The sequence below is a fragment of the Streptomyces lusitanus genome (assembly GCF_042647945.1).
GTDB lineage: Bacteria > Actinomycetota > Actinomycetes > Streptomycetales > Streptomycetaceae > Streptomyces > Streptomyces pseudogriseolus.
The window spans coordinates 408,078-423,794 of sequence record NZ_JBHRWL010000015.1 but is presented as its reverse complement, the minus strand read 5'-3'; the positions used below and the strand labels follow the sequence as shown (position 1 = coordinate 423,794).

The 15,717-nt window shown below is 74.2% G+C and carries 18 protein-coding genes; 9 read left to right on the top strand and 9 right to left on the bottom strand.

Annotated elements, in window-relative coordinates; genetic code table 11:
- Positions 1–81 precede the first annotated feature (81 nt).
- Positions 82–765 (top strand): uracil-DNA glycosylase, encoded by a 684-nt coding sequence (gene ung / locus ACFOSY_RS22810; protein WP_394309900.1) that lies wholly within the window; start codon positions 82–84, stop codon positions 763–765.
- A gap of 169 nt (positions 766–934) precedes the next feature.
- Positions 935–1,447: a hypothetical protein gene (locus ACFOSY_RS22805; RefSeq protein ID WP_394309783.1), complete on the top strand. Its 513-nt coding sequence runs from the start codon at positions 935–937 to the stop codon at positions 1,445–1,447.
- A 15-nt stretch (positions 1,448–1,462) separates the two neighbouring features.
- Here ACFOSY_RS22805 and ACFOSY_RS22800 read toward each other — a convergent pair whose 3' ends face one another.
- The 3 genes from ACFOSY_RS22800 to ACFOSY_RS22790 all read right to left on the bottom strand — a co-directional run bounded on the left by ACFOSY_RS22800 (position 1,463) and on the right by ACFOSY_RS22790 (position 3,231).
- A complete protein-coding gene (locus ACFOSY_RS22800; RefSeq protein WP_394309898.1) occupies positions 1,463–1,927 on the bottom strand; it encodes a hypothetical protein in 465 nt (154 codons plus the stop codon).
- 146 nt (positions 1,928–2,073) lie between these two features.
- On the bottom strand, positions 2,074–2,586 hold the full coding sequence (locus tag ACFOSY_RS22795; RefSeq protein ID WP_394309781.1) for a DinB family protein: 513 nt from the start codon (positions 2,584–2,586) through the stop codon (positions 2,074–2,076).
- A gap of 42 nt (positions 2,587–2,628) precedes the next feature.
- Positions 2,629–3,231: a TetR/AcrR family transcriptional regulator gene (locus ACFOSY_RS22790; RefSeq protein WP_394309779.1), complete on the bottom strand. Its 603-nt coding sequence runs from the start codon at positions 3,229–3,231 to the stop codon at positions 2,629–2,631.
- Between the two features lie 90 nt (positions 3,232–3,321).
- On the opposite strand from ACFOSY_RS22790, the gene ACFOSY_RS22785 reads away from it, so the two are divergent.
- Positions 3,322–4,602 (top strand): FAD-dependent monooxygenase, encoded by a 1,281-nt coding sequence (locus ACFOSY_RS22785; protein ID WP_394309777.1) that lies wholly within the window; start codon positions 3,322–3,324, stop codon positions 4,600–4,602.
- Positions 4,599–5,504 (top strand): Gfo/Idh/MocA family protein, encoded by a 906-nt coding sequence (locus ACFOSY_RS22780; RefSeq protein ID WP_394309775.1) that lies wholly within the window; start codon positions 4,599–4,601, stop codon positions 5,502–5,504. Before ACFOSY_RS22785 ends, ACFOSY_RS22780 begins: the two co-directional genes overlap by 4 nt.
- On the opposite strand, the gene lnt is transcribed toward ACFOSY_RS22780, so the two are convergent.
- The gene (gene lnt / locus ACFOSY_RS22775) at positions 5,428–6,996 is read right to left on the bottom strand and encodes an apolipoprotein N-acyltransferase (RefSeq protein WP_394309773.1); all 1,569 of its coding nucleotides are present in this window, start codon (positions 6,994–6,996) and stop codon (positions 5,428–5,430) included. The two genes, ACFOSY_RS22780 and lnt, sit on opposite strands and share 77 nt — an antisense overlap.
- Before the next feature lie 71 nt (positions 6,997–7,067).
- Entirely contained in the window at positions 7,068–7,553 is a 486-nt protein-coding gene (locus tag ACFOSY_RS22770; protein ID WP_394309771.1) for a nuclear transport factor 2 family protein, read from the bottom strand.
- A gap of 141 nt (positions 7,554–7,694) precedes the next feature.
- Here ACFOSY_RS22770 and ACFOSY_RS22765 point away from each other — a divergent pair, with 141 nt between their 5' ends.
- Positions 7,695–8,435 (top strand): SDR family NAD(P)-dependent oxidoreductase, encoded by a 741-nt coding sequence (locus tag ACFOSY_RS22765; RefSeq protein ID WP_394309769.1) that lies wholly within the window; start codon positions 7,695–7,697, stop codon positions 8,433–8,435.
- Between the two features lie 26 nt (positions 8,436–8,461).
- Here the strand turns inward: ACFOSY_RS22765 and ACFOSY_RS22760 are convergent, their stop codons facing one another.
- From ACFOSY_RS22760 to ACFOSY_RS22750, 3 genes are all read right to left on the bottom strand, one after another.
- Positions 8,462–8,641, bottom strand: coding sequence for a hypothetical protein (locus ACFOSY_RS22760; protein ID WP_063823437.1), 180 nt, complete (start codon positions 8,639–8,641; stop codon positions 8,462–8,464).
- Positions 8,642–8,832: 191 nt separating this feature from the next.
- Positions 8,833–9,708, bottom strand: a complete 876-nt coding sequence (locus tag ACFOSY_RS22755) for an undecaprenyl-diphosphate phosphatase (protein ID WP_394309767.1) — start codon at positions 9,706–9,708, stop codon at positions 8,833–8,835.
- Positions 9,709–9,872: 164 nt separating this feature from the next.
- Positions 9,873–10,343: a winged helix-turn-helix transcriptional regulator gene (locus ACFOSY_RS22750; RefSeq protein WP_394309765.1), complete on the bottom strand. Its 471-nt coding sequence runs from the start codon at positions 10,341–10,343 to the stop codon at positions 9,873–9,875.
- Between the two features lie 138 nt (positions 10,344–10,481).
- On the opposite strand from ACFOSY_RS22750, the gene ACFOSY_RS22745 reads away from it, so the two are divergent.
- Complete coding sequence (locus tag ACFOSY_RS22745) at positions 10,482–11,651, top strand: thiolase family protein (RefSeq protein WP_394309896.1); 1,170 nt, start codon at positions 10,482–10,484, stop codon at positions 11,649–11,651.
- 51 nt (positions 11,652–11,702) lie between these two features.
- Here the strand turns inward: ACFOSY_RS22745 and ACFOSY_RS22740 are convergent, their stop codons facing one another.
- The gene (locus tag ACFOSY_RS22740) at positions 11,703–12,491 is read right to left on the bottom strand and encodes a TVP38/TMEM64 family protein (RefSeq protein ID WP_394309763.1); all 789 of its coding nucleotides are present in this window, start codon (positions 12,489–12,491) and stop codon (positions 11,703–11,705) included.
- A 49-nt stretch (positions 12,492–12,540) separates the two neighbouring features.
- On the opposite strand from ACFOSY_RS22740, the gene ACFOSY_RS22735 reads away from it, so the two are divergent.
- The 3 genes from ACFOSY_RS22735 (at position 12,541) to ACFOSY_RS22725 (ending at position 15,651) form a co-directional block, all read left to right on the top strand.
- Positions 12,541–13,269 (top strand): DNA alkylation repair protein, encoded by a 729-nt coding sequence (locus ACFOSY_RS22735; RefSeq protein WP_394309761.1) that lies wholly within the window; start codon positions 12,541–12,543, stop codon positions 13,267–13,269.
- Positions 13,270–13,597: 328 nt separating this feature from the next.
- Entirely contained in the window at positions 13,598–14,809 is a 1,212-nt protein-coding gene (tuf, locus tag ACFOSY_RS22730; protein ID WP_394309758.1) for an elongation factor Tu, read from the top strand.
- A complete protein-coding gene (locus tag ACFOSY_RS22725) occupies positions 14,806–15,651 on the top strand; it encodes a spermidine synthase (RefSeq protein ID WP_394309756.1) in 846 nt (281 codons plus the stop codon). The genes tuf and ACFOSY_RS22725 overlap by 4 nt, the downstream gene beginning before the upstream one ends.
- Positions 15,652–15,717 lie beyond the last annotated feature (66 nt).

Genomic DNA, 15,717 nt, shown 5'->3' with positions numbered 1-15,717 from the left:
CAGCCGGCCGCGAGGCCGGCTGTCAGTGGTCGCCGGTAGGTTCTGAGACCTGGAAACGACCACGTGAGCAAGGGAATCGACGTGACCGACATCGCCATGCTGCCCGAGTCCTGGCGCGGGGTTCTGGGTGACGAGCTTCAGCAGCCCTACTTCAAGGAGCTGACCGAGTTCGTCGAGGAGGAGCGGGCGCGCGGTCCCGTCTACCCGCCCCGCGAGGAGGTCTTCGCGGCCCTGGACGCCACGCCGTACGACGAGGTCAAGGTCCTGGTGCTCGGCCAGGACCCGTACCACGGCGAAGGCCAGGGGCACGGGCTGTGCTTCTCGGTCCGGCCCGGGGTGAAGATTCCGCCGTCCCTGCGGAACATCTACAAGGAGCTGCACGCCGACCTGGGCACGCCCGTCCCGGACAACGGCTATCTGATGCCGTGGGCGAAGCAGGGCGTGCTGCTGCTCAACGCCGTGCTCACGGTCCGCGCGGGCGAGGCCAACTCCCACAAGGGGCGCGGCTGGGAGCTGTTCACCGACGCGGTGATCCGCGCGGTGGCCGACCGCCCCGACCCGGCGGTGTTCGTGCTGTGGGGCGCCTACGCCCAGAAGAAGCTGCCGCTGATCGACGAGAGCCGGCACGTGGTGGTGAAGGGGGCGCACCCCTCGCCGCTGTCCGCGAAGAAGTTCTTCGGCTCCCGGCCGTTCTCGCAGATCGACGAGGCGGTGGCCGCTCAGGGTCACCGGCCGATCGACTGGACCATCCCGAACCTGGGCTGATCCGCCCGCCCATGTCCGCCCGGCCGTGTCCGCCCGGACGCGGACGGGCGGACACGGCCGGACGGGCCGCCGTGCTCGCCTCCGGCACGTCGCGGGGCGGCCTGTCCGGAATCGTCCCCGTCTGCGGTTAGCGTCGGGGGCGACAGCGGGCGACGGTGCGGAGGACGCGGTGACGGAGCGACAGGAGCAGGCGGCGCCGGACGCCCTGCTCACCCGGATCGGCCAGGTCGTGATGCTGCACCACGCGGGGGACCGGGAGGAGGCCCGGCACCGCTTCCTCGGCCTGTGGGCGGAGATCGGCGAGCACGGCGACCCGCTGCACCGCTGCACCCTCGCCCACTACCTCGCCGACACCCAGGACGACCCCGAGGACGAACTGGCCTGGGACCTGCGGGCGCTGACGGCGGCCGAGGAGGCCGGCGGGACCCGGGAGGTCCAGGACGGCGCCCCGGCGGTGCGCGCCCTGTATCCCTCGCTGCATCTCGACCTGGCCGCCGACTACGCCCGCCTCGGCCGCCCCGACGCGGCCCGCGCCCATCTGGACCGGGCCCGGTCCGCCGCCCGCACCCTCGCCGACGACCGCTACGGCGAGGGCGTACGGGCCGCCGTCCGCCGGCTGGAGGCACGGCTGGAGGAGGACGGGATGCCGCCCGGGGGACCGGGACCGCCCCGGCAGCGCTGAGTCGGAGGGGGAGGCTCAGCGGCCGTAGGTGTCCTGGCAGATCCGTGCCTGCGGACTGTCCGCGGGCCAGCCGCCGTACTCCCTGCCCAGTGCGCACACGTCCGAGCCGCCCCCGGTCGAGGACCCGCCGCCGCCCGGGAGCTGCGCCGGCGGGCGCGGTGCGGGGGCGCGCCGGGTCGGCTGCGGCCGCTCGGGGCTCCGGGACCGCTCGGTGCGCGGCGCCTGCCCGTTACGCGCGTCGGAGGGCACGGCCTTCTTCGACGGCTCGGTCTTCGGAGTGGCCCGCTGTGACGGCGACGCCTCGGGGGAGTCGGCCGGCACCCGTGTCAGGGCCTCGCGCGCCGGCGCCTGCACGACCGGAGACGCGTCGCGTCCCGCCGCGTCGTGCCCGGCCCCTGGCGGCGGCGCGGTCGCCGGGCCCGGTGCGAGGGGACCCTGGACCGTCACACAGCCCGAGAGGGCGGCGGCCGCCACGGTCACCAGAAGCGCTGCTGTGGTCGTCGTTCGCTGCACCCCCGCCACTTTGCTGGCTCCGCCCGCCGCGCGGCGCACGGACAGGCGCGGCCGTCCTCCGCACGGGTGATGTCCGCCCACCTTCGAGGGCCCCGCCGGCGCGGCGGGTGACGTCACTCGCCGGTGGCGCCGTCGATCGCCTCCCGGATCAGGTCCGCGTGACCGTTGTGCCGGGCGTACTCCTCGATCATGTGCGTGTGGATCCAGCGCAGGGAGCACGGCTCGGAGTGGGAGTGGTGACGGCGCCGGGAGCGCTCGTCGAGGGAGTGACCGGCCGCGCTGCGCCGGGCGGCCGCGATCTCCGCCTGCCAGGTCTCGTAGGCGTCCTTCCAGGTGTCCGCCTCGCCGGGGTGGAACTCCCCGTCCGGGTCGGCCTCCCCGTAGTAGATCGGCCCCGCGTCCTCACCGGCGAACACCCGGCGGAACCAGGACCGTTCCACCTCCGCCATGTGCCGCACCAGCCCCATCAGCGACAGCTCCGACGGCGCCACCGAGGCCGTCCGCAGCTGCTCGTCCGTCAGCCCCTCGCACTTGAGGGCGAGCGTCGCGCGGTGGTAGTCGAGCCACCCCTCGAGCATGGTCCGTTCGTCGGCGTTCTGAGCGGGTTCGGTGCGCTGGGTCGTCATCCCGGCATCCTTTCCCGCCGAAGGGGCCGTACACCACGGCTTTTACGACGGGCGCGTGCCCAGCATGCCCTCGACGATCTCCCGCAGGTCCGCGCGGACGTCCGACAGCGACGGGACGCCGGCGTGGTAGGAGCCCGCAACGCAGGAGAAGAGGAGGCCGTCGGCCCAGGCGGTCAGGGTGAGGGCGTGGCGGGCCGGGGAGGTGGAGCCCAGCGCGGCGGCGAGAGCGGTCAGGCGGTCACGGAAGCGGGCGCCGGCCGCGTCGAAATGGGCGCGCAGCTCCGGGCGGCGGGTGGCCTCCAGGGCGAGTTCGTAGCGGGCGAGGGTCAGCTCGCGGTTGCGGGTCAAGGCGCGGTGCGTCGCCAGGGCCAGGGCGTCGAGGACGGCGTCGGCTCCGTCGTCGGGGCCGGGGAGTTCGTGGAGGGCCAGGACCCGCTCCTCCCGGTCGGCGAGCCGCCGTACCGCCAGCTCCAGGAGTGCCTGCCGGGTGCGCGCCACGTTGGACGTGGAGCCCTGGGGGAGTCCGGCCGCCTCGTCCACGGCCCGGTGGGTCAGGCCGCGCATGCCCCGCTCGGCGAGCAGGGCGAGGGCGGTGTCGGCGACGAGGCCGGCGCGGGCGCCGGCGGCGGTGGTGCGTTCGGACATGGAGGCCAACCTATCTGTGTCACTACGCCTGTAGTACGGTGGCGGGCGAGGGGCTACTACAGGTGTAGTCGGCTATCGCGAGGAGGAGCCATGACAGCGGCCGAACGCGTGATCGTGATCGGCGGGGGCATCGGCGGGCTGACGGCGGCGGCCGCCCTGCGTCTGCGCGGGGCACGGGTCACCGTGCTGGAGCGCGCCCCCTCCCTGGAGCCGGTGGGCGCGGCGATCTCGCTGTCCCCCAACGCGCTGCGCGCCCTGGACGTCATCGGCCTGGGCGACGACATCCGCGCCCTGTCCGCCTGGCAGGGCGACGGCGGGCTGCGGACGCCGAGCGGCCGGTGGCTGGCGCGCACCGACGCCGCCGCCGCGGCCGAACGCTTCGGCGGACCCCTCGTCCTGCTGCACCGCGCCACCCTCGTCGACCACCTCGCCGGCCTGCTCCCGTCCGGCGCCGTCCGCACCGCCACCCCCGCCCGGCTCACGGACCCCGGTGTCCCGGGCGACCCCGGCAGGCCGGCCCGGGTGGAGACGCCCGACGGGGAACTGGAGGCCGACCTGGTGGTGGCCGCCGACGGCATCCACTCGGCCGTGCGCGGCGCCCTCTTCCCCGGCCACCCCGGCGCCGTGTACAGCGGCTTCACCACCTGGCGCGTGGTCATCCCGCTGCCCGGCGTCGCGTTCCCCTCGCACGAGACCTGGGGCCGGGGCGTCATCTGGGGCACCCACCCGCTCAAGGACGGCCGGGTGTACGCCTACGCCGCCGCCGTCGCACCGGCGGGGGAGCGGGCCCCGGACGACGAGCGGGCCGAACTGCTGCGCCGCTACGGCGACTGGCACAGCCCCGTCCCCGAGGTGCTGGCCGCCGTCCGGCCCGAGGACGTCCTGCGGCACGACGTGCACCACATCGCCGAGCCGCTGCCCGCCTTCCACCTCGGCCGCGTGGCCCTCGTCGGCGACGCCGCCCACGCCATGCCGCCCACCCTCGGCCAGGGCGGCAACCAGGCCGTCGAGGACGCGATCACGCTGGCCTTCCCCCGACCGGGCATGCCCTCCTCCGCGGACGCGCCCGTCGCCGACGGCCTCCCCGGCTACACCGCCGTCCGCCTCCCGCGCACCACGGCCGTCGCGCGCCGCGCGGTGCGGGCGGCCCGCCTCAACCTGATGACCGGCCGCGTCGGCCCGGCCGTACGGGACGCCGCGATGGCCGCGCTGTCCAGGACGGCGCCGTCGCTGTTCCTGCGCGGGCTCGACGGGGTCGCCGACTGGCGGCCGCCGGGAGGGCCCTCCGGTGCGGCCGGGGACGGCTCCGGGGCACCCCGTATGCTCGCAGCGGACCACGGCAGGCGAGGACCAGAGGAGAACACACCGTGAAGGTCGGCTGCATCGGGCTCGGCGACATCGCACAGAAGGCCTATCTTCCGGTGCTCGCCGTCCAGCCCGGGGTGGAGCTCCATCTGCAGACCCGCACCCCGGCCACCCTGGAGCGGGTCGGCGACGCCCTCCACCTGCCGGCCGCGCAGCTCCACGCCGACCTGGACGCGCTGATCGCCGCGGGGCTCGACGCGGCCTTCGTGCACGCCCCGACCGACGTCCACCCGCAGATCGTGACCCGGCTGCTTCAGGCCGGCGTGCCGACGTACGTCGACAAGCCGCTCGCCTACGAACTCGCCGACTCCGAGCGGCTGGTGACGCTCGCCGAGGAGCGCGGCGTGAGCCTCGCCGTGGGCTTCAACCGGCGCCACGCCCCCGGCTACGCGCAGTGCGCGGACCACCCGCGCGAGCTGATCCTCATGCAGAAGAACCGGGTCGGGCTGCCGGAGGAGCCGCGCCGGATGATCCTCGACGACTTCATCCACGTCGTGGACACCCTGCGCTTCCTGGCGCCCGGCCAGATCGACGACGTGACCGTCCGCGCCCGCACCGAGGACGGGCTGCTGCACCACGTGGTGCTCCAGCTGGCCGGCGAAGGCTTCACCGCCCTCGGCGTGATGAACCGGCTCAGCGGCTCCGCCGAGGAGATCCTCGAGGTGTCCGGGCAGGACACCAAGCGCCAGGTGGTCAACCTCGCCGAGGTGATCGACCACAAGGGCCAGCCGACCGTGCGGCGGCGCGGCGACTGGGTGCCGGTGTCCCGGCAGCGCGGCATCGAGCAGGCGGCGCTCGCCTTCCTGGACGCGGTGCGCGCCGGGAAGACGCTCAGCGCCCGTGACGCACTGGCGACCCATGAGCTGTGCGAACGGGTGGTACGAGCGGTCGACGAGCGCCTCGCCTAGAGCGCGCCAGCTCCACACCGCCGTAGACCGCGAGGATCAGCAGAGCGGCCTGCGGGGGCCAGTCGCCGAAGCGGACGTACAGGGTGGTGCCCCGTGCGAGCGGCACCTCGTAGACCTGCGCGGTGGAGGCGTCCGTGCCGAGCCACGGGCCGATGCGCCCGCCGTCCGCGCCGTACGCGGCGGACACCCCGGTCAGGGTGGCGTGCACCATCGGGCGGCCGGTCTCGGCGGCGCGCAGCGCGGCCAGCGAGGCGTGCTGCTCCGGCGCCCAGCTGTCCTGGAACGTCGACGTGGACGACTGCGCGAGCAGCACGCCCGCGCCGTCCTGGACGAGATGGCGGCTCATGTCGGGGAACGCCGTCTCGAAGCACACCATCGGCCCGATCCGCAGACCGTCGCCCACGTCCATGACGACCTGTTCGGAGCCGCGCCTGCGGTCCTCGCCGGCCGCCTTGCCGACGGAGGTCGCCCAGCCCAGCAGCGAGCGGGCCGGGATGTACTCCCCGAACGGCACCAGGCGCATCTTGTCGTACCGGTCACCGGTCGGGCCGTCGGGGCCGATCAGCACCGAGCTCTTGTAGATGCCGGGCCTGTCCGAGCGCCGGGCGTCCACGTTGACCAGGATCTCCGCGTCCGTCTCGCGGGACAGCGCGGCCAGCCGCCGGGCCAGGTCGGGGCGGTCGCCGAGGTCGAAGCCGACGCTGCTCTCCCCCCAGACGACCAGGTCGACGTCCTGGCCGGCCAGCTCGCGGGTCAGCCGCTCCTCGCGGTCGAAGCGGCGGTCCGCGCTGTCCGCGCCGGCTATGACGCCCGGCTGGACGAGTGCGATCCGCGTCCGCTCACCGGTGGGCTCCGGGCGCGGCGACACCGCCCACGCGGCGGACCCGGCGGCGGCCACGGCGACCAGCCCCGCCACGGCCGGCACCCGCGCCCGGCGCACCGCGACCAGCACGGCCACCGCGACGTTCAGCGCCACCACCAGGAAGCTCGGCAGCCACACCCCGCCCACGGACGCCAGCCGCAGCGCGGCCTCCACCTGCCACTGGCTCGCGCCCAGCACGCCCCACGGCCCGCCGAGGCCTTGCCATGAGCGGATCAACTCGATCGTCAGCCAGCCCGACGGCACCACAAGGAGCGCGGCGGCGACCCGCCCCCCGGACGGCGAGCCGCCCAGGGTCCGGCGCACCAGCCATCCCCAGGGCGCCCACAGCGCGCCGAGCAGCGCGGCGAGGACGAACGTGAACACGTGCAGGCTGGGCAGCAGCCAGTGGTGCATGGCCAGCATGAACGCGAACCCGCCGCACCAGCCGTCGAACGCGGCCCGCCGTCCGGTCGGCGCGGTGCGGATCAGCAGCAGCCAGGGGACCAGGGCGACGTAGGCGACGAACCACAGGTTCGGGGCGGGGAAGGCCAGGACGGGCAGCGCGCCCGCGACCGCGGCGGCGGTCGAGCGGCGCCACGGGGTGGCGAGGAGGTGGCCGACGTTGTTCATGGGCGCCTCCCTACCCCGTGCTGCCTCCAGTGTGCGTCCCGGACCCGGCCGGATGCGCCGCGCGACGGGTTTCAGTCGATCACACCGTCCGCCCGTTCGCCGGTCGGGCGGCGCCACCTCTCGCGCACGACGACCCGGCTCAGCCGCCAGCCGTCGGGCGTGCGCACCGTCGTGAACACGCACCGGCCGCCGCTCAGCAGGTCGAGCCCGGCGGCCCCGTCCGCCTTGCCGCCCCGGGACGCGGGGCTGACGTAGTCGGTCCGCACCTCGGCCGTGTCCCCGGTGTCCCCCTCCCACGTGCCCAGCCGGATCCGGCGGTTGACGAGAAGAAGCTGCCGCACGGGGAACTGCGCGCACCGCTCGGCCAGCCACCCGGCCACCGTGCCGGCGTCCCCCTCGATGCCGCCCGCCCCGCGGTAGTCCGCCCGCCCGTCCGAGGTGAACAGCCGCCGGTACGCCGCCCAGTCGCCGTCGTCGACGGCCACCGCGTAGTCGGTGACCAGCCCGTCCAGGGCCAGCCGGTCCCGTACGGTCGCGAGCTCCACACGCTGCGTCATCGGCTCAGTGTTGACCATGCGGGGAGCGCAGCCAAGGGGCGTGCGCGGACATTCCCCGGCCCGCGGGCCCGGGCGCGACCCCGGCGGGCCCGTCTGCGAGTCTGGGGATCTTCGTCCCGCGTTCTGCGCCAGGAGGTACTCATGAAGCGTCTGGTCACGGTGGTCACCGGGGGAAGCCGGGGCATCGGCGCCGCGACCTGCCGGCGGCTCGCGGCGGAGGGACACGACGTGGCGGTGAACTACGTCCGGGACGCCGGCGCCGCCGAGAAGGTGGCCGAGGACGTGCGGGCGGCCGGGTCGCGGGCGGTGACCGTGCGGGCGGACACGTCCGACGAGGCCGACGTTGAGCGGCTGTTCGAGGTGACCGAGCGGGAACTCGGGCCGCTGACGGGGCTGGTGAACAACGCGGCGGTGACCGGGCCGCTGGGGCCCTTCACCGAGGTCGGCACGGACACGCTGCGCCGGGTCGTCGACGTCAACGTGATCGGCACGCTGCTGTGCGCGCGACGGGCCGCCCAGCTGATGACGCCGCGCGGCGCGGGCGTGATCGTGAACATCTCGTCGGGCGCCGCGACCCTGGGCAGCCCCGGCGAGTACGTGCACTACGCGGCGACCAAGGCGGCCGTGGACGCGCTGACCGTGGGGCTGTCGAAGGAGCTCGGGCCGGCCGGGGTGCGGGTCAACGCGGTCGCCCCGGGCCTGATCGACACGGAGATGCACGCCGCGATGGGGGCGCCGGACCGGGTCCGGGAGATGGCCGGGACCATCCCGCTGCGGCGGGCGGGACAGGCGGAGGAGATCGCGGCGGCGGTCGCCTGGCTGATGTCGCCGGACGCCGCCTACACCACGGGGACGGTGCTGCGGGTCGCGGGCGGACGCTGACAGGTGGACGCGGTCCGGTGCGGCCGTCAGGCCGCCTCGACGACCCGTCCGCGGATCGCGGCCGCCCACTCGACGACCAGCATCTCGTACTCCTCGCGCTCCTGGGCGGACAGGGAGCCGCCCGCCCGCAGCCACAGGGCGCGGATCTGCTCGTTCACCTCGGCGGCGGACCGCACGGAACCAGGGGGCGTTAAATCGGGGGACATGCGGACAAGCCTAGGGCCATGGACTGACGGTGCGCTACCGGACGGCTACGGGACCCGTATGGGTTCGGTCACGTGCCGCGGACACGTCCCGGGCGTAAGGTCCGGGCCCGCCGGGCGGCGAACCGTTTCCGCGCGCCCGGTCCGCGCCCGCGCCTCCGTCCGGATGCTCAACCCGCTCCCCGTGCGGACCCTCAGCCCGCCGACTCCGCCGCGTGCGGGCTGAGCGCCCCCGCGGCGACCAGGACGATGATCACGACGCCGAGCGCGATCCGGTACCAGACGAACGGCATGAAGCTCTTGGTCGAGATGAACTTCATGAACCAGGCGATCACCACGTACCCGGTGGCGAACGCGATCACCGTGGCGAACAGCGTCGGACCCCAGGACACGTGCCCGCCCTCCGCCGCGTCCTTCAGCTCGAACAGGCCGGACGCCAGCACGGCCGGGACGGCGAGCAGGAACGAGTAACGGGCCGCCGCCTCGCGCCGGTAGCCCATGAACAGGCCGCCGCTGATGGTGGCCCCGGAGCGGGAGACGCCCGGGATCAGGGCCATCGCCTGGCACACGCCGTAGATGAGGCCGTCCCTCACCGTCAGGTCGCCCAACTTCTTGCGGGGCGCGGCCACCCGGTGCCGGCCGCCGCTCTCCGCGCGCGCCGCGAGCCGGTCGGCGACGCCGAGGACGACGCCCATGCCGATCAGCATCGCCGCCGTGAGCCGCAGATCGCGGAACGGGCCCTCGATCTGGTCCTTGAGCGTCACGCCGAGCACGCCGATCGGGATCGAGCCGACGATGACCAGCCACCCCATGCGGGCGTCCTGGTCCCGGCGCATCGCCTTGTCGGTCAACGAGCGGGACCACGCGGAGAGGATGCGCCCGATGTCCTTGCGGAAGTAGATCAGCACCGCGGTCTCCGTGCCGATCTGCGTGATCGCGGTGAAGGCCGCGCCGGGGTCCTCCCAGCCGGAGAAGGCCGCGGTCAGCCGCAGATGCGCGCTGGAGGAGACGGGCAGGAACTCGGTCAGACCCTGGACGAGTCCGAGGATCAGTGATTCAAACCATGACATAGGGCAGCGGGGTCCAAGTGCCGATCGCGGAAAGGTCGAAGGGCACACCCCCACCGCCGGGTGCGGTGCTGTCGATCATCGGGCGCGCCGAGGGCGAACTGTAGCGCCCGCAGATGAAGCCTCGGCGAAGGTTCGGTGGCCCCCCGCGCCCTTCCGGGTGACGCTCAGGCGGCCGCGGGACCGCCCACCGTCCAGCCCGGCGCCTGGGGGTGCGCGGTCAGCTCGCGGTGCCGCGCCTCCTCGCCGCAGGCCCGGCAGGTGACGACCGGCGTGAACTCGTGGCCGCAGTGGTGCTCGAGCACCATCGGGACGCCGCTGTCCGCCCGCAGATGCCGGTCGCCCCACTCCTTCAAGGTCCACAGCACGGGCTCCAGTTCGTAACCCGCCTGGGTGGGCCGGTACTCGAAGCGCTGCGGGCGCTCGCTGTACGGGCGCTTGGTGAGGATCCCGGCGTCGACCAGGCGGCGCAGGCGCGTGGCGAGGATGTCGCGCGGCGCGCCGATGTTGCGCACGAGCTGGTCGAAGCGGCCGTTGCCGAGGCACACCTCGCGCAGCACGAGCAGGGAGTACTTCTCGCCGACGAGGGCGAGGGTGTCGGCGATCGAGCAGGGGCGCGGGTCTTTGGAGGGGGCCATGCGCCCCAGTTTACGGGCATGTCCGTCAGTGGGTTTGAATTTCCAACGCTCGGCGTTATGGTGAGTTGGAAATCCCTACTCACCGGTAGCCCGAACCTGGTGACCGTCCTGAACGGTCCGGCCGAGGAGGCCCGCACCATGCGTGACGCCGTCGTCGTCGAAGCCGTACGCACCCCCATCGGCAAGGGCAAGCCCCACGGCGCCCTCGCCCACGTCCACCCCGTCGAACTGCTCGCCCACACCCTGCGCACCCTCGTCGAACGCTCCGGCGTGGACCCGGAGTCGATCGACGACGTCATCGGCGGCACCGTCGACCAGGTCGGCGAGCAGGCCATGAACACCACCCGCTACGCCGCCCTCTCCGCCGGGCTGCCCGAGTCCGTGCCCGCCACCACCGTCGACCGCCAGTGCGGCTCCTCCCAGCAGGCCGTGCACTTCGCCGCCCAGGGAGTGATCTCCGGCGCGTACGACATCGCCGTGGCCTGCGGCGTGGAGTCCATGAGCCGGGTGCCGATGTGGTCCAACGTCCCCGAGGGCAAGGACCCGTTCGGCCCCGGGATCGCCGCCCGCCACCCGGAGGGGCTCGTCCCGCAGGGCATCAGCGCCGAGCTCATCGCCGCCAAGTGGTCGATCACCCGCGAGCAGATGGACGCCTTCGCCGTGTCCTCGCACCGCCGGGCCGCCGCGGCCTGGGACGCCGGGCTGTTCGACGCCGAGGTGGCCCCGCTGGAGGGCGTCACACGCGACGAGTGCGTACGTCCCGGCACCAGCACCGAGGTCCTCGCCGGACTCCGCCCCGCCTACCACGACCCGGTCTTCGCCGAGCGCTTCCCGCAGATCGAGTGGAACGTCACCGCCGGCAACGCCAGCCCCGTCAACGACGGCGCGTCCGCCGTCCTCGTCATGGCGGGGGAGACGGCCGCCCGGCTCGGCCTGCGCCCCCTCGCCCGGCTGCACAGCTTCGCCGTCACCGGGTCCGACCCGCTGCTGATGCTCACCGGCGTCGTCCCCGCCACGGAGAAGGTGCTGCGCCGGGCCGGGCTCTCCCTGGACGACATCGACCTGTTCGAGGTCAACGAGGCGTTCTCCAGCGTCGTCCTCGCCTGGCAGCAGGAGACCGGCGCCGACCTGGACAAGGTCAACGTGCACGGCGGGGCCATCGCCCTCGGCCACCCGCTCGGCGCCAGCGGCACCCGCCTGACGACCACCCTCGTCCACGCCATGCGGGAGCGCGGGGCGCGCTACGCCCTCCAGACCATGTGCGAGGCCGGCGGTCTCGCCAACGCGATGATTCTCGAACGGATCTGACGGACCGGGACGAGTCTGCCGGGGCCGGAGCGGAGGTGGCGCGCCGGTCCGTCAGCGGGCGCGCAGCCGGTTCCGCTTGCGCCACGCCACGACCGCGCCCGCCAGACCCGGTACGGCGATGCACGCCAGCGCGATCAGGAAGGCCGGGGACGTCGGCGTCGAGGCGCGGGCCCCGGCCACCACGTAGGCGGCGGTGTTCGGGATCGAACCGAGCGCCGTCGCCAGCAGGAACGGCAGCAGACCCATCCGGGAGACCGAGGCGCAGTAGTTGGCGGCGGCGAACGGGATGCCGGGGAACAGCCGCGCCGCCAGCATCGACCGGAAACCGTGCCGGCTGAGCTGGTTGTCCGCCGCCTTCAGCCACCGCCCGCGCAGCAGCGGACGCAACGCCTCCTGACCGAGCACCCGCCCCAGACAGAACGCGAGCCCGGCGCCCAGCACCGTGCCGCCCAGCGCGGCCACCAGCCCGAACTGGGAGCCGAACAGCGCCCCCGCGGCCAGGTTCAGCAGCGGACGCGGCACGAACGCCACCGTGCACGCCCCGTACGCCACCGCGTAGGCGACGACGGCCGCGGCGCCGCCGAGGCGGTCCGGCAGGCCGTCGGTCAGCAGCCGCTGCGGCTCCAGCACCACCATCACCGCAGCCGCCGAGGCGAGCAGCACGACCAGCAGCGACAGCCGTGACCACGGCGACAGCAGGACTCTCGCGCAGCGGCCGGCGAAACCCGGCGCGGGCGCGAGAACGGGAGCGGCCGCGGGGACGGCGACCGCGAGGTCGGACGAGCCGGCCCGGGGACGGGCCGTGGCGGTGCCCCCAGAGCGGTCGGTGGCATCGAGCATCCGGTGACACTAACCGACATATGTACGAGATCGCCGTAGTGTGCGTCTCATGCGCGTCACAGAAGACGGTCCCGTGCCTCCGCCGGTGCCGAGAAGCCCGCTGGCCGACACGGTGCTGGAGCGGCTCGTCGCCGCCTACGCCCCCGCCGCCGACCCCGGGCAGGCGGCCGTCATGCGGGCGTACATGAAGGACGTGGCGCCCTTCCTCGGCCTGAAGACGCCGGTGCGCCGCGCCCTGTCCCGCACCGTCGAGGCGGGACTGCCCCGCCCCACCGAGACCGACTGCGCGGCCGTCGCCCTGCGCTGCTGGGAGCTGCCCGAGCGGGAGTACCACTACTTCGCCGTCGACCATCTGCGCCGCCACGTACGGCGGTGCTCCTCCGGCTTCCTGCCGGTCGCCCGCCACCTCCTCACCACCGTGCCCTGGTGGGACACCGTCGACCTGCTCGCCGCGCACGTCGTCGGGCCGCTGGTCGCCGCCGACCCCGCACTCACCGCGGAGATGGACCGGTGGAGCACCGACGACGACATGTGGCTCGTGCGCACCGCGCTGCTGCACCAGCTCCGCTACAAGGAACGCACCGACACCGGACGGCTCTTCGGCTACTGCCTGCGCCAGTCCGGCCACCCCGACTTCTTCGTCCGCAAGGCCATCGGCTGGGCCCTGCGCGAGTACGCCAAGACCGACCCGGACGCGGTGCGCGGCTTCCTCGCGCGCGAGGGCGGCCGGTTCGCGCCGCTGTCGGTGCGGGAGGCGCTGAAGAACATCGGGGCGTGACCGCACCGTCCGTCGCGGTCACGTGACCTCGGCCTTCCGCCGCGCGGAAAATGGTTCGACGCGGGGCGCGGCGTCGGCGAGGATCGTCCCCATGTTCCGGTACGCCTTCCCTCTCGCAGCATCCGCCGTCGCGGATGCCCCGAAGGCTGCCGTCACCCTTCTCGTCGCCGCAGTCGACGGCGCCCGAAGCTGACCCTCCCCGGATCGCCCGGCGGACCCCGCAGGGGGAGGGTCGGCCAGGTTCCCGGGGTCCCCGTCCCGGCCGCGCGCCGCATCGCCGCGCCCGGGGCCTGACGCGTCATCACCTGAGAGGCTTCCAGGTACCGCCATGTCCAAGACGGCGTACATCCGCACCAAACCGCACCTCAACATCGGCACGATGGGCCACGTCGACCACGGCAAGACCACCCTGACCGCCGCCATCACCAAGGTGCTCGCCGAGCGGGGCGCCGGCACCTTCGTGCCGTTCGACCGCATCGACCGCGCCCCGGAGGAGGCCGCCCGCGGCATCACCATCAACATCGCGCACGTCGAGTACGAGACCGACACCCGTCACTACGCGCACGTCGACATGCCCGGCCACGCCGACTACGTGAAGAACATGGTCACCGGCGCCGCCCAGCTCGACGGGGCGATTCTCGTCGTCTCCGCGCTGGACGGGATCATGCCGCAGACCGCCGAACACGTCCTGCTCGCCCGGCAGGTGGGCGTCGACCACATCGTCGTCGCGCTCAACAAGGCCGACGCGGGCGACGAGGAGCTGACCGACCTGGTCGAGCTGGAGGTCCGCGAACTGCTCACCGCGCACGGCTACGGCGGTGACGCGGCGCCCGTCGTCCGGGTCTCCGGACTCAAGGCGCTGGAGGGCGACCCGCGCTGGACCGCGTCCGTCGAGGCGCTGCTCGACGCGGTCGACACCTATGTGCCCGTGCCGGAGCGGTATCTGGACGCGCCGTTCCTGCTGCCGGTGGAGAACGTGCTCACCATCACCGGCCGGGGCACCGTCGTCACCGGCGCGGTCGAGCGTGGCACGGTACGGGTCGGCGACCGGGTGCAGGTGCTCGGCGCGGACACCGAGACCGTGGTGACCGGCCTGGAGACCTTCGGCAAGCCGATGGAGGAGGCGCAGGCCGGGGACAACGTGGCGCTGCTGCTGCGCGGGGTGCCGCGCGACGCGGTGCGGCGCGGGCACGTGGTGGCAGCGCCGGGCAGCGTGACGCCGAGCCGGCGGTTCACGGCGCGGCTGTACGTGCTGTCGGCCCGCGAGGGCGGCCGGACGACACCGCTGTCGACCGGCTACCGGCCGCAGTTCTACATCCGCACCGCGGACGTCGTCGGGAACGTCGACCTCGGCGAGGCGGCGGTGGCGCGGCCCGGTGACACGGTGACCGTCACCGTGGAGCTGGGGCGCGACGTGCCGCTCGAGCCCGGTCTCGGCTTCGCCGTCCGCGAGGGCGGGCGCACCGTGGGTGCGGGCACGGTGACCGGGATCGGCCGAGTGTCCGGCGGGAGCGGGGGTGGCGGCACAATGGGACGGTGAGTGAGCCCATCCCCGTGTCCCGCGCCGTCGACCACGGCACCGCCAAGCTGATGCCCGACGTCGACCGGGAACGGGCCTGGCTGCTGACCGTCGACGGCGCCCCGCAGTCCTACGTCGACCTGGACGAGCCGACGCACCTGGAGTTCGAGTACGCGCGGCGGCTCGGCCACGTCCTCGACGTGACCGGCGAGCCCGGGGCACCGCTGGACGCGGTGCATCTCGGGGGCGGGGCGATGACGTTGCCGCGGTATCTGGCCGTCACCCGGCCGGGGTCACGTCAGCAGGTGGTGGAGGCCGACGCGGGGCTCGCGGCTCTCGTCGCCGAGCATCTGCCGCTTCCGGCCGGCGCCAACGTCACCGTGCACACGGTGGACGCCCGCGCCTGGCTGGAAGCGGCGCCGGACCGCAGCGCGGACGTTCTGGTCGCGGACGTCTTCGGCGGCTCGCAGGTGCCCGCGCATCTGACCACCGTCGGGTACGTCGACGAGGTCGCGCGGGTGCTGCGGCCCGGCGGGGTCTGTCTCGCCAACCTCGCGGACGCGGCGCCGTTCGCCTTCGTGCGCTCGCAGCTGGCGACGGTGGCGACGCGGTTCGCGGAGTGTGTGCTGATCGCCGAGCCGGCGGTGTTGCGGGGGCGGCGGTTCGGGAACGTGGTTCTCGCGGTCTCCGACCGCGCGCTGGATGTTCCGGCGTTGACCCGTGCGGTCGCGGCGGATCCGTTTCCGGCGCGGGTGGAGTATGGGGCGGCGCTGAGTGACTTCGTGGGCGACGCGCCTGTGGTTCACGACGGGACGGCGGTCCCGTCACCCTTGCCGCCCTCGGGGGCGTTCGCGGTGGGTTGAGCGGCGGCTGCGGCGGAGTGGGGCCTGATCGCGCAGTTCCCCGCGCCCTTTTGGGGGCGCGGGGAA

Coding starts and splice junctions, on each gene's coding strand:
- ACFOSY_RS22795 (WP_394309781.1), bottom strand. CDS start 2,586: ATGACGACCCAGCGCACCGAACCCGCTCAGAACGCCGACGAACGGACC.
- ACFOSY_RS22790 (WP_394309779.1), bottom strand. CDS start 3,231: ATGTCCGAACGCACCACCGCCGCCGGCGCCCGCGCCGGCCTCGTCGCC.
- ACFOSY_RS22785 (WP_394309777.1), top strand. CDS start 3,322: ATGACAGCGGCCGAACGCGTGATCGTGATCGGCGGGGGCATCGGCGGG.
- lnt (WP_394309773.1), bottom strand. CDS start 6,996: ATGAACAACGTCGGCCACCTCCTCGCCACCCCGTGGCGCCGCTCGACC.
- ACFOSY_RS22770 (WP_394309771.1), bottom strand. CDS start 7,553: ATGACGCAGCGTGTGGAGCTCGCGACCGTACGGGACCGGCTGGCCCTG.
- ACFOSY_RS22765 (WP_394309769.1), top strand. CDS start 7,695: ATGAAGCGTCTGGTCACGGTGGTCACCGGGGGAAGCCGGGGCATCGGC.
- ACFOSY_RS22760 (WP_063823437.1), bottom strand. CDS start 8,641: ATGTCCCCCGATTTAACGCCCCCTGGTTCCGTGCGGTCCGCCGCCGAG.
- ACFOSY_RS22755 (WP_394309767.1), bottom strand. CDS start 9,708: ATGTCATGGTTTGAATCACTGATCCTCGGACTCGTCCAGGGTCTGACC.
- ACFOSY_RS22750 (WP_394309765.1), bottom strand. CDS start 10,343: ATGGCCCCCTCCAAAGACCCGCGCCCCTGCTCGATCGCCGACACCCTC.
- ACFOSY_RS22745 (WP_394309896.1), top strand. CDS start 10,482: ATGCGTGACGCCGTCGTCGTCGAAGCCGTACGCACCCCCATCGGCAAG.
- ACFOSY_RS22740 (WP_394309763.1), bottom strand. CDS start 12,491: ATGCTCGATGCCACCGACCGCTCTGGGGGCACCGCCACGGCCCGTCCC.
- ACFOSY_RS22735 (WP_394309761.1), top strand. CDS start 12,541: ATGCGCGTCACAGAAGACGGTCCCGTGCCTCCGCCGGTGCCGAGAAGC.
- tuf (WP_394309758.1), top strand. CDS start 13,598: ATGTCCAAGACGGCGTACATCCGCACCAAACCGCACCTCAACATCGGC.